Below are 14,727 nucleotides of genomic sequence, written 5' to 3'. Positions count from 1 at the left end.
CTACGGCTTGCGGCCGAGCCCGGCGAGCATGAAGCGCTGCAGCTCGTGCTCCTGCTCCCGCGCCTCCGGGTCCGGACGCCATTCGTGCAGCTGCACCAGACCCGGCTCGACGAGTTCGAGACCGGCGAAGTAGCTCTCGACGACCTCGCGCGGCCGGTATTCGAACCCGCCCTGGTCACGCCGCAGCACCGCGCGCATCTCGTCCACGAGCGGGTCGTCGCCGGGGTCGCAGAAGTGCGAGATGAAGATGTGGCTGCCCGGCACGAGGGCGTCCCGGAACGCCGCGGCCACCCCGGCGGGGTCCTCCTCGTCCGCCATGTGGTGCAGGATCCCGGCCATCACGACGCCGACCGGCCGGTCGAAGTCGATGAGCTTGCGGGTGTCGGGGTGTTCGAGGATCTCCGCGGGCCGCCGCGCGTCGGCCTGGATCACGGTCGTGGTCGCGTTGTCGGCGAGCAGCGCCCGCCCGTGCGCGAGCACGATCGGATCGTTGTCGACGTAGACGACCCGGACGCCCGGGTCGATGCCGTGCGCGACCTCGTGCACGTTCTCGGCGGTGGGCAGTCCCGACCCGACGTCGATGAGCTGGCGGATGCCGACCTCGCCGACCAGGTGGCGCACGGCGCGGCGCAGCGCGCCGCGGTTGGCCTCGGCGACGATCCCGGCGGCGGGCACGATCTTGACGAGGTCCGCGGCCACGGCCCGGTCGACGGCGAAGTTGTCCTTCCCGCCGAGGAAGAAGTCGTAGATCCGGGCGAGGCTCGGCACCGAGGTGTCGATACCCGCCGGTGCCGCCTCCGGCTCACTCATCCGTCGTCGCTCCCCTCGTGATCCGTTCGATGATCGAACCACACCTGGCGCGGCACGTCCCGCGAAACCGCCTAATCCGGCCGTTACCCGGAGCACCGTCACCGGTTCGTAAGATCCTGCGGGGCGGGCGCTCACTAGCCTGGCCGCATGAGGAAGCTTTCGCTGCTAGTCGCAGGCATGCTGGCGCTCGCCGCCTGCGGCGGGTCGGACGACGGGAACGACGCCGCCACCGTAGCGCCGACGACGTCCGCGCCGGGCGCCGCCGCTCCCGGCTCGGGCGCACCGTCCGGCGCGCCGTCGCAACGGCTGCGGTCGATGCCGGAACGCCTGAAGTTCGAGGGGAAGACGCTGGACGGCAAGCCGTTCACCGGGTCCAGCCTGGCCGAGCGGCCGGTGGTGTTCTGGTTCTGGGCGCCGTGGTGCCCCAAGTGCCAGTCGGAGGGCCCCGCCGTCGCCAAGGCGGCCGAGCGCCACAAGGGGCGGGTCGCGTTCGTCGGCATCGCCGGGCTCTCCCGCGACAAGGGCGAGCTGGAGAGGTTCGTGAGCCGGACCGGCACGGCGGGCCTCACCCAGCTCGACGACCGCGGCGGCGACCTCTACAAGCACTTCGAGGTCACGTCACAGTCGTCGTTCCTGTTCATGAAGCGGGACGGATCCGTCGAGCGCGCCTCGGGGCCGCTCGGCGAGGACGAGCTCGACAGCCGCGTGAAGGCCCTCACGGGCGGCTGACCGGACATGGAAACGGTCTCGCTCGCCCTGGCGGCCGGGCTCGTCGCGGCGTTCAACCCCTGCGGCTTCGCACTGCTCCCCTCGTACCTGGCCCTGCTCGTCGCCGCACCCGGAACGGACGGGGCCTGGACGGCGGCGGTGTGGCGGGCGTCGCGCCTGTCGGCGGCGATGACGGCCGGGTTCGTGACGGTCTTCGGCACGTTCGGGCTTGTGATCTCCGTGGCGACGACCTCGATCCAGGAGTACCTGCCCTGGGCGACGATCGTGGTCGGGCTCGCGCTGGGCGTGCTGGGCGTGTGGTTGCTGGCCGGCCGTGAGCTGCTCGTCCGGGTACCCCGGCTGAGGACGGGCGGCGGTCCGTCGGGGTCGTTGCTCGCGCTGTACGGGTACGGGGCGTCGTACGCGGTGGCCTCCCTGTCGTGCACGATCGCGCCGTTCCTCGCCGTGACCGGGCTCGTCTCGGGCGGCGGCGGCATCGTGGAAGGGCTCGCCGCCTTCGTCGCGTACGGCGTCGGCATGGGCCTGATCGTCGGCCTGCTGGCGATGATGGTGGCGCTCGCCCGCGCGGCGGCGGTGGCGCGGCTGCGCCGCCTGCTGCCGTACGTGTCGCGGGTGAGCGGCGGCCTGCTCCTGCCCGCCGGGATCTACATCGTCTACTACGGCTGGTACGAGCTGCGCGTGAACGCCGGCGGCGCCGCCGACGACCCGGTCGTCGGCGCGGCCACCGAGATCCAGGGGACGGTGTCGGACCGGCTGGACATGATCGGCGCCGGCTGGGTGGCCGCCGCCCTCGCCGTCCTGCTGGTCACGGCGGTGGCGGGAACGCGCCTGCTCAGGCGGCGAGCGGGAAAAAACACGATGCCCTGACCAGGTCGATCGCCCTAGAGTGTCCGGATGTTCCGCAGGCGGCGGCAGGCGAGGCCCACCTCGATCTTCGAACACATCAGCGCGCACGTACCGGCGGACGGGCCGGGGCTGCGGGAGGGCGGCGACGTCCTGCCCGACGACGGCTCCGGCACCATGTGGGCGCCGGGCGCGCAGGACGGCGTGCTGCTCTACCACTGGGGCGGCTCCGCCGAACCTCGCGAGCTGGAACGGCTGTGCGAGGCGCTGGCCGCGGCCGTGCGCGGCAGGTCCGGCCACGACGCCCTCGTCGAGACCGTGCGCGGCATGCGCGTGATCTCGCTCGTCGACGACCTGCTCGGCTGGGTGCGCGGGTCCGGCCTCGATCCGGAGGACGTCTACCGGCTGGCCTACCGCCTCGCCACGGAGGCCCGCGACCGCGAGGCGGTGAAGCTCGGGATCGCGCTGCTCGGCCTCTACTCCGCCGACCACCACCGCGACGAGCTCATGACGCTGGGCCGCCACGACGAGTTCACGATCTTCGCGATGGTCGCGCTGGCCAACCGCGAGGGCGACGTCGAGGCCGATCTGTGGGACCTCGCGCGTAACGTCACCGGCTGGGGCCGCATCCACGTGGTGGAACGGCTGGCCGACACCGGCGACCCGCTGATCCGCGACTGGATCCTGCGCGAGGGTTTCCGCAACGACGTGATGGACCAGTACCTGGCCGGGGCGGCGGCGACCTCGGGCGACCTGGCGGGACGGCTGGCCGCGGCGCCGGACGACGACCTGCTCATCGCCGCGAGCGACCTCTTCGACGTCCTGTGCGAGGACGGCGGGCCCGTCGAGGGCATCTCGGGCTACGAGGACGGCGAGCGCGCCGCCGGGCTGTTCCTCGGGCACATGGCCACGCGCGCCGACGACCTGCGCCATTACTTCGCCGTCCGCTCCCTGCAGACGTACGCGACCGAGCACTGGCCCCATCTCGCCGACCGGTGCGCCGAGATCCTCCAGCGCCCGCTCTGGGCCGACCTCGCCCGTCTCGGGCTCGCCTCGACCGACGAGGCCGAGTTCTACCGGGCGTCCCGGGCGTGCCGGATGCTGGGCGTCCCGACGCTGCAGGCGCACCTCAACCGCGTCCGGGACGAGCCGTACGACCCGCGGCACTGGCATTCGTCCATGCAGGAGGCCGACACCGGCACGCTGAGCCAGGTGCTCGACCTGGCCACCGACCTGCTCCCGCTCACCCTGATCGCGACGGGCCCGGCCGAGGAGGACGGCTTCGGCCCGGACTTCGCACCGCACCGGTGCCTCGACGCGTTCCTGCCCAAGCTCGGCGAATGGCCCGGCCAGGGCTGGCCGATCGTCGCCGCGGGCCTGGCCAGCCCGGTCGTCCGCAACCGCAACATGGCCATCCGCACCCTCGCCGCCTGGGACGAGTCGGCCTGGCCCGCGCAGGCGCGCGACGCGGTCACCGCCGCGCTCGCCCGGGAGCCGGACGCCGACGTACGAGAACGCCTCCGGCTGCTCCTGGAGGGACGTCCCGTCGAGTAGGGATCAGACCATGTACTGGTCGTGGCGCCGGTAGATGTCCGCCCACTCCTCCTCGCCGAGCCGGCGTCCGCTCGCCGCGACCTCCGCGAGCTCCTCGAAGTAGCTCTCGCGAGGGGCTCCCGGCGCGAACAGCAGCAACATCGAGGCGGGCCCCTCCGGATTGCGGAAGGCGTGGATCCCGCCGGGCGGAACGAAGAGGAAGTCCCCCGGAACGGCGTTGATCCAGGTGTCCCCGTCGTACAGGCCGACGACGCCCGACAACACGAAGAACGACTCGGACATCGTCTTGTGGAAGTGCGGACCGGGACCGCCGGGCTGCTCCCCCATGTCCCACCGGTACAGGCCGTACTGCCCGCCCGTGGACGCGCCGGTCGCGAGGTAGTGCACGTTCGTGCGCCCTCCGATCACCAGGTCGGGCGGGGAGTCGCCCTTCCAGAGCGTGCCGCTCACCTCTCCCTGGTCGCCGTGGTAAAGCTCCGCCGGGTACGACATCCGATCCTCCTCGCGTCCACCTCCATTCGATCACGCCCCCGAACGCGACCGCCCCCGCGCCCCGGCCGCCCGCCGCCTCGCCGGTGGTTAAGCGGGGCTTCCCGGGGGACATGGTGGCCAGGTAGTCGTCCCAACGGAGACGGTGTTGCTGTTCAGTCTCGAACTGCAGCTCCCGCGTGACGCGGCGAGCGTGCCGGTGGCCCGGGGATTGCTGGCCTCCTCGCTGGAGGCCCTGGGAATCGACGACATCGTGCAGGTCGACATCGAGCTCATGCTCACCGAGGCCTGCACCAACGTCATCCGGCACGCGGAGGCGGGCGACGCCTACGCGGTGCAGGCGATGATCACGAACACGCACTGCGTCATCAACGTGCTCGACGCCGGGAAGGGCTTCGACGCCGAGGTGGCCGAGCGGGAGCGCGAGCGGGACACCGGACCGGCCCGCGAGCACGGGCGGGGCTTGCTGATCATGAAGGCGCTGGCCGACGACATCCGTTTCCAGGCCTGTCCCCGGGAGGGCGCGCTGGTCTCCATGGAGAAGGAACTGCGCTTCAAGGCCGGCGCGCTCGGCCCCAGGCTCGCCGAAGCGGAGTGCGTGGATCTCGACGACGTCCCGCACGTGCCCGGGCTGGAGGAGTTCGGGTTCTAGCCGTACGGGCGGTCGAGGGCGGCCAGGTCCTTGGCCTGGCCGTTCGGCAGGAGGAGCTGGCGGGTCGGGAACGGGATCTCGATGCCCTCGGCCCGGAAGCGGCGGTGCAGGCGCTTGATGAACTCGTGCTTGATGCGGAACTGCTCCCCGAACTCGTTGATCCGCAGGATGACCGTGAAGTTGATGCTGGAGTCGGCGAACGTGTGGAACCGCACCAGGATCTCGGCGTCCTTCACGCCGCCCTCGACCTCGTTCATGACCTCGGCGCCGACCTCGGTCACGACCTTCTCCACGCGCTCCAGGTCGCTGTCGTAGGCGACGCTGGCCTGCACCAGCAGCGACATGTCCTGCGCGGGGCGGTGGAAGTTGGTCAGGATCGACTTGGAGAACTCGGCGTTGGGGATGACCTCGATGTTGTCCGACAGCGTGCGGATCGAGGTGTTGCGCCAGTTGATGTCGACGACGTACCCCTCCTGCCCGCTGCTCAGCTTGATGTAGTCGCCGGGCTCCATGGTCTTGGACGCCAGGACGTGCACGCCCGCGAACAGGTTGGCCAGGGTGTCCTGGAGCGCCAGGGCCACGGCGAGACCGCCGACGCCCAGGGCGCCGAGCAGCGGCGTGATCGACACCCCGAGGCCCTGCAGCATCACCAGCAGGCCGATGCCGATAACGATCACCCGCGTGATGTTGCCGAAGATCGTGATGGACGAGTCCGGCCCCTGCCGGGCCAGTGTGACCGAGGTCACGATGCCCGCGATCAGCCGGGCGAGCGCGAACGTGACCGCCAGGATGATCGCGGCCGACAGGACCTTGGCGACGATGTTGCGCGCGTCGTCCTCGGGTTCGAGGATCAGCGTGGCGATCCAGCCGCCGCCGGTGATGGCGACGGGGATCGCCAGGTCGTGCAGCAGCTTGGCGATCAGGTCGTCCCACGCCCAGCGGGTGTCGCCCGCCCGGCGGGTCAGCCGCCCCGCGGCGACGCGGAGCACGACCGCCAGGACGAGGGCCCCCACCACCACGCTGATCGAGGAGATGATCTGGGCCCACGTCGGTTCGGACATCCGCGCATCGTTCCTTCCCGGCGACCCGTAGATCACCCGTGCAGGGCATTTCCCCCAACCTCGACCGATGGTAGTGAACCGTGGCACACCGGGGGACCATCCCCCAGGACGGCCGATTACGATCATTTCCATGGAAGGCCTGGGACTCATGCGCCGCCTGGGGGTCTCGGCGCTGGGACTGCCGAACGGCCCCCACCGGGTGACCGTGCGGCGGGATCTCGACGTGCCGGTCGCCGACGGGGTGACGCTGCTCGCTGATCATTACGCGCCCGCGGACGTCGATCGTGCGCCGGTCGTCCTCGTGCGTTCCCCGTACGGGCGGCGCGGGCCGTTCGGGCTGATGTGCGGCCAGACGTTCGCCTCGCACGGGTTCCAGGCCGTGGTGCAGAGCGTCCGGGGCGGGTTCGGCTCCGGCGGGGTGTTCGAACCGCTCGACGAACGCGAGGACGGGCTGGCCACGGTCGAGTGGCTGAAAGCGCAGCCGTGGTTCGGCGGCACGTTCGCCATGCACGGCCCGAGCTATCTCGGCTACGTGCAGTGGGCCCTGGCCGCCGAGGCGGGGCCCGAGCTCAGGGCGCTGTCGATGCAGGTGACGGCCTCGACGTTCCGGGACGCGGTGAACGTCGGCGGCACGTTCGCGCTGGAGTCCGCCCTGATCTGGGTGGACCTCACGGCCCGGATGAAGCACCCGCTGTCGGGCATCACCACCGGGATCATGTCGCCGCGGCGGGCCCGCCGGGCGACGCTGTCCGGCCGCCCGCTCGCCGAGCTCGACTCGCTCGCCACGGGCACCACGCAGCGGTTCTTCCAGGATCTGCTCACCAACGGCCCGGACACGCCGTTCTGGGACAAGCGCGACTTCAGCCCGACCGTGTCGCAGGTCGGGGCCCCGGTGAACATGACCGGCGGCTGGTACGACATCTTCCTGCCCTGGCAGCTCAAGGACTACGCGGCGCTGCGCGCGGGCGGACACCGGCCGTACCTCACCATCGGGCCGTGGTTCCACGCCGACGCCAAGATGATGCGCGACTCGATCAGCGAGTCGATCCGCTGGTTCCGCGCGCACCTGCTCGACGAACCGGACGTGCTGCGGGACGAGCCCGTGCGGCTGTACGTCACCGGCGCGGGCGAGTGGCGGGACTTCCCGGACTGGCCGGTCCCGGGGATGCGGGAGGAACGCTGGAACCTGCAGCCCGGAGGCGGGTTGTCACCGGACGCGCCGCCCGAGTCGGAGCCGGACTCCTACCGTTACGACCCCGCGCATCCGACGCCGTTCCTGGGCGGCCCGACGCTGCTCGGTGACACCCGCCCGCAGACCGACCAGCGCCGCCTGGAACGCCGCCGTGACGTGCTGACTTTCACCTCCGCCGAACTCACCGAGGACCTGGAGGCCATCGGGCCGGTCTCGGCCGAGCTCCACATCAGGTCGGACCGGGAGCACACGGACTTCGTGGTGCGGCTCTGCGACGTCGCGCCCGACGGCACCTCGCTCAACCTGTGCGAGGGCATGCGGCGCCTCGTTCCCGGCACCCCGGAGCCCGACGGCGACGGCGTCCGGCACGTGGCGGTGGAGCTGTGGCCGGTCGGGCACCGCTTCCAGGCGGGCCACCGGATCCGCGTGCAGGTCTGCAGCGGGGCCTATCCGCGCGTGGCGCGCAATACCGGCACCGGGGAACCCATCGGCACCGCGACCCACCTGGTCACCGCCGACCAGGAGATCTTCCACGCTCCCGGCCGCCCCTCGGCCGTCGTCCTGCCGGTCCTGCCGCGCTAGGCGCCCGCCAGACGGCAGCACCCATCAGCCGCCACGGCGACAGCACCCATTAGCCGCCACGGCGGCGCAGGGCCTCCAGCGCCTTGTCGGCGTGCGCGTTCATCCGGATCTCGCTCTTGATCACTTCGAGGACCCGGCGGTCGGTGTCGATGACGAACGTCTGGCGCTTGGTCGGAGCGAGCGCGATGCCGCGCTTGACCCCGAACGCGGCGCGGACGGCCCCATCGGTGTCGGACAGGAGCGGGTAGCCGAAGCCGTGCTCGTCGGAGAACCGCTTCTGCTTCTCGACGGAGTCGGCGCTGATCCCGACCGGATGCGCCCCGAGCTCGGCCAGCTCGGCCTTGAGGTCACGGAAGTGGCACGCCTCCGCGGTGCATCCGGCGGTCATCGCGGCCGGGTAGAAGAAGAGCACCACCGGCCCCTGCTCCAGCAGGCCGCTCAGCGTCCGCGGCGTGCCGGTCTCGTCGGGCAGTTCGAAGTCGTCAACCACGTCACCGGCCTTCATACCGATGACGCTATCCCAAAGGCCCGGGCGACGGCCGTGACGCCCATCACCGCAGGAGACCCCGGATCTCGGTGTCCGACCACGCCCCGCGCGCTCCGGGGCATCCGGCGAGGTAGGCGGCGGTGCGCTCGGCGGGCCAGCCGTGCGCCTCGCGCAGGCCGTTGCCGAGCATGGTCAGGTACGGCGCGGTGGGCGCGTTGAGCTCGGCGCGCTCGGCGCCGTGGGGGGAGGTGAACGTGAGCATCGGGTGCCCATCGCGCTCCCCCACGTTGACGACGGTCTCGTACCGGCCGGGGCCGAGCCGCCGCCGTCCGCCTGCCGTCAGCGCCTCCGACAGGTCGGGGTCCTCCCCCACCTCACGGCGCATCTCCTGGGAGATGACGTCGCAGAACTGCTGCCTGGTCAGCAGGTAGGCGCGGGCGGCGGCACGGCCGGGCAGGGCGGGATCGTAGAACGCCATCCCCCCGCCCCACGTCAGCGACGTCAGCGCGAAGAAGATCCCGCCGGGCAGGTCGACGGGCCGCTCGGCGCGGGCGGGACGGGTGTCCCGGCAGCCGGTGTAGTGCCGGGCGCCGCCCTCCGGACGGCCCCCGGCCAGATAGCACGCGAACCGCTCACGGAACAGGTTCGAGCCGTACGCCACGTACCACAGGAGGTCGGTGTCCACCCGGCCAGCATGCCCGCCACGCCGGGCGCCCGCTCACGACTCCTTCGAAGGGTCGGCCACCCGGGCCAGGAAGAGCGGCTCACCGGTCCTGGTGTCGCGGACGAGCATCAGGTACGGGCGGTCGAACACGACCTTCACCGCCGGCTCCGGCGGTGCCGAGGTGACCCCCACCCCGGTGCCGGTGGCCGCGGCGGCCTCGGTGCCCTTCTCGTCCACGCGCAGCGTCGCGGCGTGCCGGACGAACTGGATCTTCTTGGCGTTCGGGGAGATGCCCGTCAGGTCCGCCTTGTCGCCGAACGCCACGCCCATGCCGAGGCGGCTGAGCAGCGGTTTCATGTCGGCCTTGGACTTCAGCTTCACCTTCGGCAGGTGCAGCGCGAGCTGTGCGGGCTTGACGGCCCCGGTGACCTGCCGGAGCGTGCCGGCGTCCAGTCCCGGGCAGCCGCCCCCGGCGGCGTCGGGAAGCAGGGCGGTCATGCTCAGCCTGCCGCCGGTGTACGGCAGGTCGACCGCGGTCCACCCCTTCGTGCGGGCGTAGCCGAACGTGCCCTCCCGGCTCATCATGTCCGTGGTGACCTTCCGCCCGGCGGCGGTGGTGAAGGGCCCGGGCGCGGTGCCACTCGTCTTGAACGGCGCCGCCCAGTCGGCCTTCAGGTAGACGGCGTCGGTGAGCACCCAGCCGGTGTCCTTGCCGACCGTCCCGCTGGGCAGCAGGTCACCGATCTGGCCGCCGGTGGCCTTCTTGACCGCCTCGTTGATCGTCTTGCGGGCGCCCTCGGGGTCGCCGGTGATGTCGAGCAGCTTCAGCCCGGCGTCGTAGGCCGTGGCGACCTGGTCGAGATAGGCCTGGTCCGGCTTGTAGCGCCGGTCTGACCACACCTGGTCGGTGGTGGTGAACGTGACGTTCTTGCCGCCGAGGCCCTTGAACGCCTGGTTACGGGCGTGCAGGCCCGGGACGGGGTCGCCGGCGGGCAGGGCGAGCGTCCCCGCCATCGCGGCGGCGGTCTGCCCGCGGGCGCCCAGGTGGACCATGCCCAGCCCGCTGGCCAGGCTGCTGGGCGACAGGACCACGTTGGCGGCCGGATCGTCGCCGCACCACGTCTTCAGCAGCCTGAGCCCGAACGCCGAGTCGGCGTCGGCATAGGGGCGGGGATCGGCGGCAGGCACCTTGGCGACCACGCCGCGGACGGTGCCGGCGTCCTGGCTCTGCGACCCGCACGCGGCGGTCAGAGCCAGGGCGGCGAAACATCCCATTGCTGTGCTCGTGCGCAGGATAGCCATGGACGTCAGACGGGGTCGCGATGGTTCGGGTTCCCTATCTCACCGCAACTTTTTCCACCGGATCACCCCAAGAAGGTTTTGTGCGTCCCAACTTCGGATAACAATGGATCGAGCGGGTGTCTAAGACGACGACACCTCCTGGTTGCCCCTGCGCATATCCGGAGGTCGTGTCGTGTCTCGCCCCCTGAACATAGCCCTTGTCTCCGCCTCCACCCTGGAGAGCGACGAGGTCCAGTCCGTTCACGTCCGAGAACTCGCCCGCGCCCTGGGCCGCCCGACGCCGGATGGTCACACCGACCGACAGGTCACGCTGCACACCCGCCGCCACGACGAGGCGGCGCGCACGCGGACCCGGCTCAGCCCCGGCGCCACGCTGACCCAGCTGGAGGCCGGACCGCCCCGGCCGCTCTCCGACGGCGAGGTGCTGCCGCACGTGAGCGAGCTCGCCTCCGGCCTGCTCCGCCGCTGGTCCACCCCCCAGGGCAAGCCCGACCTCGTGCACGCCCACGGCTGGATCGCCGGGCTGGCCGCCGTCACCGCCGCCCGCGACCTCGACGTCCCCGTCGTGCAGAGCTACCACGGCCTGGGCATGACCGAGCGCAAGGCCGGCAAGAGCGTGCACCCCGCCCGCATCCGCATGGAGAGGGCGATCGGCCGCGGCGCCGACGCCGTCCTGGCGGGCTGCGTCGACGAGGCCGAGAAGCTCGTCCGCATGGGCGTCCCGCGCACCCGGATCGGCATCACCCCCTACGGCGTGGACGGCGAGCAGTTCACCCAGCTCGGCCCGGCGCTGCCGCGCGGCGACCTGGACCGCCTGGTGGTCCTGTCCACCGACCTGGAGGACGGCGGGACCGCCACCGCCATCCGTTCCCTCGTGCACATCCCGAACGCCGAGCTCGCGATCACCGGCGGCCCGGCGCGCGAGGAGCTGGAGGGCGACGCCTCCGTGCACCGGCTCCGGCTGCTGGCCAAGGAGCTCGGCGTCGACGACCGCGTGATCTTCCTCGGCGGCGTGCCGCGCAAGACCCTGCCGCGCCTGCTGCGCACCGCCAAGCTGGCGCTGTGCCTGGCCCCGCACGGCACCTCGCCGCTCGCGCCGCTGGAGGCGATGGCCTGCGGCGTGCCGGTCGTCGCCACTCCCGTGGGCGGCAGCGCCGACAGCGTCCTGGACGGGATCACCGGTCTGCACGTGCCGCCGGGCCGCCCCGCCGCGATCGGCCGGGCCGTCCGGCTCCTGCTGGCCGAGGAGACCACCCTGGCCGGGTTCTCGATCGCCGCGGCCGACCGGGCGCACTCCCGCTACTCCTGGGACCGCATCGCCGCCGAGACCGCCCGCGCCTACACGAAGATCGTGGAACGGTGCCACCCGGTGGAATACTCGGAGACGTGGGAGACCAGCACGACCTGATCGGGCGGCGGGCCGAGCTCGGCGAGCTCACCGGCGCACTCGACCGCGCCGCCGCCGGCCAGGCGGGCGTCGTCCTCGTCAGCGGCGACGCGGGAGTCGGCAAGAGCCGGCTGGTCGCCGAGCTGGCCGCCCTCGCCCGCACCCGCGGCGCCGCCGTCCTGACCGGCCTGTGCGCCGAGCTCGGCGAGGGCATGCCCTACCTGCCCCTCACCGACGCCCTGTGGACGGCGGCCCGGGACCCGCTCGCCTCCCCCGCCGAACGCCAGGCCCTCCGCGACGCCCTCGACGACCGGCCGGTGCTCGCCCGCCTCCTCCCGGACGGCGGCGGGCAACCGGCCGGCACCGCGCCGGACGTGGCCCAGCAGCAGCTGTTCGGCGCCGTGCTGGGCCTGCTGGGCGAGCTGTCCGCCGACCGGCCCGTGCTGCTGGTCCTGGAGGACCTCCACTGGGCCGACGCCTCGACACGGCACCTGCTCGTCTTCCTCAGCCGGGTGCTGCAGCGGGAGCGGGTGTGCCTGGTCGGCACCTACCGGTCCGACGACCTGCACCGGCGCCATCCGCTGCGGCCCGTCGTGGCCGAGCTGCTCCGGCTGCCGAACGTGTCGGGGGTCGAGCTGCACCCCTTCGGCCCGGAGGAGACCACCGACTACCTGGCCGCGCTCGACGACGGGACGCCGGGCGGGCCGGAGCTCTCCGCGGACATCGCCCGCCGGGTGTACGACCGGTCCGAGGGCAACCCGTTCTACGCCGCCGAGCTCTTCGCCGCCGCCCGGACGGGCGACGACCTGCCGGCCGGGCTCGCCGAGCTCCTGCTGTCGCGGCTGGAACGGCTGTCGGAGGCCGCCCAGCAGGTCGTCCGGGTCGCGGCGGTCGCCGGGCGCCGGGTGGACGACGAACGGGTCCGGCAGGTCTCGGGACTGGACGAGGCGACCGTCGGGCGGGCCCTCCGCGAGATCGTGTCGCACCGTCTCCTCGTGCCGGACGGCTCCGACGGCTACGCGTTCCGGCACGCCCTGCTGCGCGAGGCCGCCCTGACCGATCTCCTGCCGGGCGAGGCGACGCGGCTGCACGCCGCGTTCGCCGCCCTGCTCGCCGGCGACGCCGCCGCCGGGCGGCGCGGAGCCGCGGCCGAACTCGCCCACCACAGCCTCCAGGCCCACGACCTGCCGGGCGCGTTCGCCGCGTCGGTGCGGGCGGGGCAGGAGGCGGAGGAGCTCGGCGCCCCCGACGAGGCGCAGGAGCACTACGACCGGGCCCTGTCCCTGTGGGAGGCGGTGCCCGACCCCGAGACGGCCGCCGGGATGGACCGGGTCGAGCTCGCCCTGAGCGCCGTGCGGGCGTCCGGCCGCTCGGGAGAGGTCCGCCGGGCCGTCGCGCGGCTGCGCCGGCTCGTGGACCTGGTCGATCCGGGCGACGTGCGGACGGCCGCGATGGTCTACGAGGCCCTCGCGTACTACCTCGGCGACTTGGACGAGGACGCCGAGTCGCTGGCGGTGGCCCGCGCCGCCCTCGAGACGCTCCCGGCCGACCCGCCGACGCCGGAGCGCGCCGGCCTCCTGGCCACCTACGTGCGCACGATGCTCTTCAGCGACCGGTATCCGGAGGTCCCCGAGCTCGCCCGGGAGGCCATCGAGGTGGCGCGGGCCACCGGCGCCGCCGACGCGGAGGCCAGCGCGCTGACCTCGCTCGGCCTCTACCGGGAGTCCAGGGAGCCCACGTCCGACCTCACCGAGCTGTTCGTCCGCGCCCGCGACCTGGCGATCGGCGCCGGCAGCCTCCAGGTGGCGCTGCGCGCCGCGTTCCACATCGCCCGGACCAAGTTCGACCGCGGCGACCTGGCCGGCGCGGCGGAGGCCGCCGACGAGGGTGTGCGGTTCACCCTCGGCAAGGGCCTCGGCTGGAGCAGGTACGGCACGATCCTGCGCAACATGCAGTTCCTCGTGCACTACACGACGGGCGACTGGGACCGGGCCGGGGAGCTGGCCGCGGATTTCGGCATCCGCGTGGGCCGTTCCACCGAGGCCGAGGCCTCCGCGTACGTCCTCTTCCTCGACGTGGCCCGCGGCAGCGGCACGATCGGGCAGCGCGTGCGCTGGCTGGAGCCGCTCTGGGACGACGAGTGGCTGGTCGCCTACATCGCGCGCGGGCTCATGGCCGAGCACGCGCTGTGGCACGGCGACACCGGCGCCGCGCTCGATCACGTGACGGGCGCCCTGGCGCACATGGGGCCGCGCGACACCCCCACCATCCGGGTCGCGGCCACGGCCGTGCAGGCGCACGCCGACCGGGCCGTGCGCGCCCGCGCCGCCGGTGACGACGCGGCCATGCGCGCCGCGATGGCGGGCGCCGACGCGTTCGTGGAACTGGCCCGGGGCGCCGCCACCACCACGCCCGACGGTCAGGCCCGGGCGTGGCTCGGCGTGGAGGGCCACGCGTGGCTCGCCCGGGCCGAGGCCGAACGATCCCGCGCGTACGGCGACAACGACCCCGCGCTGTGGCGGGCGGTGGTGAAGTCCTTCGACTACGGATTCGTGTACGAGATCGCGCGGGCGCGATGGCGGCTGGCCGAGGCGCTGGCCGAACACGGCGATCGCGCCGAGGCGGCACGGGAGTGGGAGGCGGCCGTCCGGGACGCCGACCGGCTCGGCGCGGCGCCCCTCCGCCGCGCCCTCGCCGACCTGGGCACGCGTGCGCGCCTGGGCTCGGCGGGCCCGCCCGCGGCCCCGTCCGCGGCCCCGTCCGGCCCGCTGGACGCGCTGACCGCGCGCGAGCGCGAGGTGCTGCGGCTCGTCGCGGAGGGGCGCAACAACAAGGAGATCGCGGCGGCGCTGTTCATCTCCCCGAAGACCGCGAGCGTGCACGTCTCCAACATCCTCGCCAAGCTCGGCGTGGCCAGCCGCACCCAGGCCGCCGCCGTCGCCCACCGCGAAGGGTTTCCGGACGTCCCCTGACGG

13 protein-coding genes are annotated in these 14,727 nt (G+C 73.0%); 7 read left to right on the top strand and 6 right to left on the bottom strand.

What is annotated here, in order from left to right; all coding sequences use genetic code 11:
* A complete protein-coding gene (locus tag ABD333_RS11710) occupies positions 1–810 on the bottom strand; it encodes an SAM-dependent methyltransferase (protein WP_344540361.1) in 810 nt (269 codons plus the stop codon).
* Between the two features lie 147 nt (positions 811–957).
* On the opposite strand from ABD333_RS11710, the gene ABD333_RS11705 reads away from it, so the two are divergent.
* The 3 genes from ABD333_RS11705 to ABD333_RS11695 are packed head-to-tail and all read left to right on the top strand — an operon-like array spanning position 958 to position 3,936.
* Positions 958–1,539 (top strand): redoxin domain-containing protein, encoded by a 582-nt coding sequence (locus ABD333_RS11705; protein ID WP_344540360.1) that lies wholly within the window; start codon positions 958–960, stop codon positions 1,537–1,539.
* Between the two features lie 6 nt (positions 1,540–1,545).
* Positions 1,546–2,406: a cytochrome c biogenesis CcdA family protein gene (locus ABD333_RS11700; RefSeq protein WP_344540358.1), complete on the top strand. Its 861-nt coding sequence runs from the start codon at positions 1,546–1,548 to the stop codon at positions 2,404–2,406.
* A 27-nt stretch (positions 2,407–2,433) separates the two neighbouring features.
* Positions 2,434–3,936 carry a hypothetical protein gene (locus tag ABD333_RS11695; protein WP_344540356.1) on the top strand — a complete coding sequence of 501 codons (1,503 nt, stop codon included), beginning with the start codon at positions 2,434–2,436 and terminating at the stop codon, positions 3,934–3,936.
* Positions 3,937–3,939: 3 nt separating this feature from the next.
* On the opposite strand, the gene ABD333_RS11690 is transcribed toward ABD333_RS11695, so the two are convergent.
* Complete coding sequence (locus tag ABD333_RS11690) at positions 3,940–4,428, bottom strand: cupin domain-containing protein (RefSeq protein WP_344540355.1); 489 nt, start codon at positions 4,426–4,428, stop codon at positions 3,940–3,942.
* Between the two features lie 142 nt (positions 4,429–4,570).
* On the opposite strand from ABD333_RS11690, the gene ABD333_RS11685 reads away from it, so the two are divergent.
* A complete protein-coding gene (locus ABD333_RS11685; protein WP_344540353.1) occupies positions 4,571–5,077 on the top strand; it encodes an ATP-binding protein in 507 nt (168 codons plus the stop codon).
* Here the strand turns inward: ABD333_RS11685 and ABD333_RS11680 are convergent.
* Positions 5,074–6,138, bottom strand: a complete 1,065-nt coding sequence (locus tag ABD333_RS11680) for a mechanosensitive ion channel family protein (protein ID WP_344540352.1) — start codon at positions 6,136–6,138, stop codon at positions 5,074–5,076. The genes ABD333_RS11685 and ABD333_RS11680 overlap by 4 nt on opposite strands.
* A gap of 130 nt (positions 6,139–6,268) precedes the next feature.
* On the opposite strand from ABD333_RS11680, the gene ABD333_RS11675 reads away from it, so the two are divergent.
* Positions 6,269–7,912, top strand: coding sequence for a CocE/NonD family hydrolase (locus ABD333_RS11675; RefSeq protein WP_344540351.1), 1,644 nt, complete (start codon positions 6,269–6,271; stop codon positions 7,910–7,912).
* Positions 7,913–7,961: 49 nt separating this feature from the next.
* Here the strand turns inward: ABD333_RS11675 and ABD333_RS11670 are convergent, their stop codons facing one another.
* The 3 genes from ABD333_RS11670 to ABD333_RS11660 are packed head-to-tail and all read right to left on the bottom strand — an operon-like array spanning position 7,962 to position 10,338.
* Positions 7,962–8,417, bottom strand: coding sequence for a peroxiredoxin (locus tag ABD333_RS11670; RefSeq protein ID WP_344540349.1), 456 nt, complete (start codon positions 8,415–8,417; stop codon positions 7,962–7,964).
* 46 nt (positions 8,418–8,463) lie between these two features.
* Positions 8,464–9,084, bottom strand: coding sequence for a histone deacetylase (locus ABD333_RS11665; protein WP_344540347.1), 621 nt, complete (start codon positions 9,082–9,084; stop codon positions 8,464–8,466).
* A 33-nt stretch (positions 9,085–9,117) separates the two neighbouring features.
* Positions 9,118–10,338: a serpin family protein gene (locus ABD333_RS11660; protein WP_344540345.1), complete on the bottom strand. Its 1,221-nt coding sequence runs from the start codon at positions 10,336–10,338 to the stop codon at positions 9,118–9,120.
* Between the two features lie 199 nt (positions 10,339–10,537).
* Here ABD333_RS11660 and ABD333_RS11655 point away from each other — a divergent pair, with 199 nt between their 5' ends.
* A complete protein-coding gene (locus ABD333_RS11655) occupies positions 10,538–11,773 on the top strand; it encodes a glycosyltransferase (protein WP_344540343.1) in 1,236 nt (411 codons plus the stop codon).
* Entirely contained in the window at positions 11,752–14,724 is a 2,973-nt protein-coding gene (locus ABD333_RS11650; RefSeq protein WP_344540341.1) for a helix-turn-helix transcriptional regulator, read from the top strand. The genes ABD333_RS11655 and ABD333_RS11650 overlap by 22 nt, the downstream gene beginning before the upstream one ends.
* The last annotated feature ends 3 nt before the right edge of the window (positions 14,725–14,727 follow it).

The sequence above is a fragment of the Actinomadura fulvescens genome, assembly GCF_039533225.1.
Classification (GTDB): Bacteria; Actinomycetota; Actinomycetes; order Streptosporangiales; family Streptosporangiaceae; genus Spirillospora; species Spirillospora fulvescens.
This window is presented reverse-complemented; position numbering and strand designations above follow the sequence as displayed.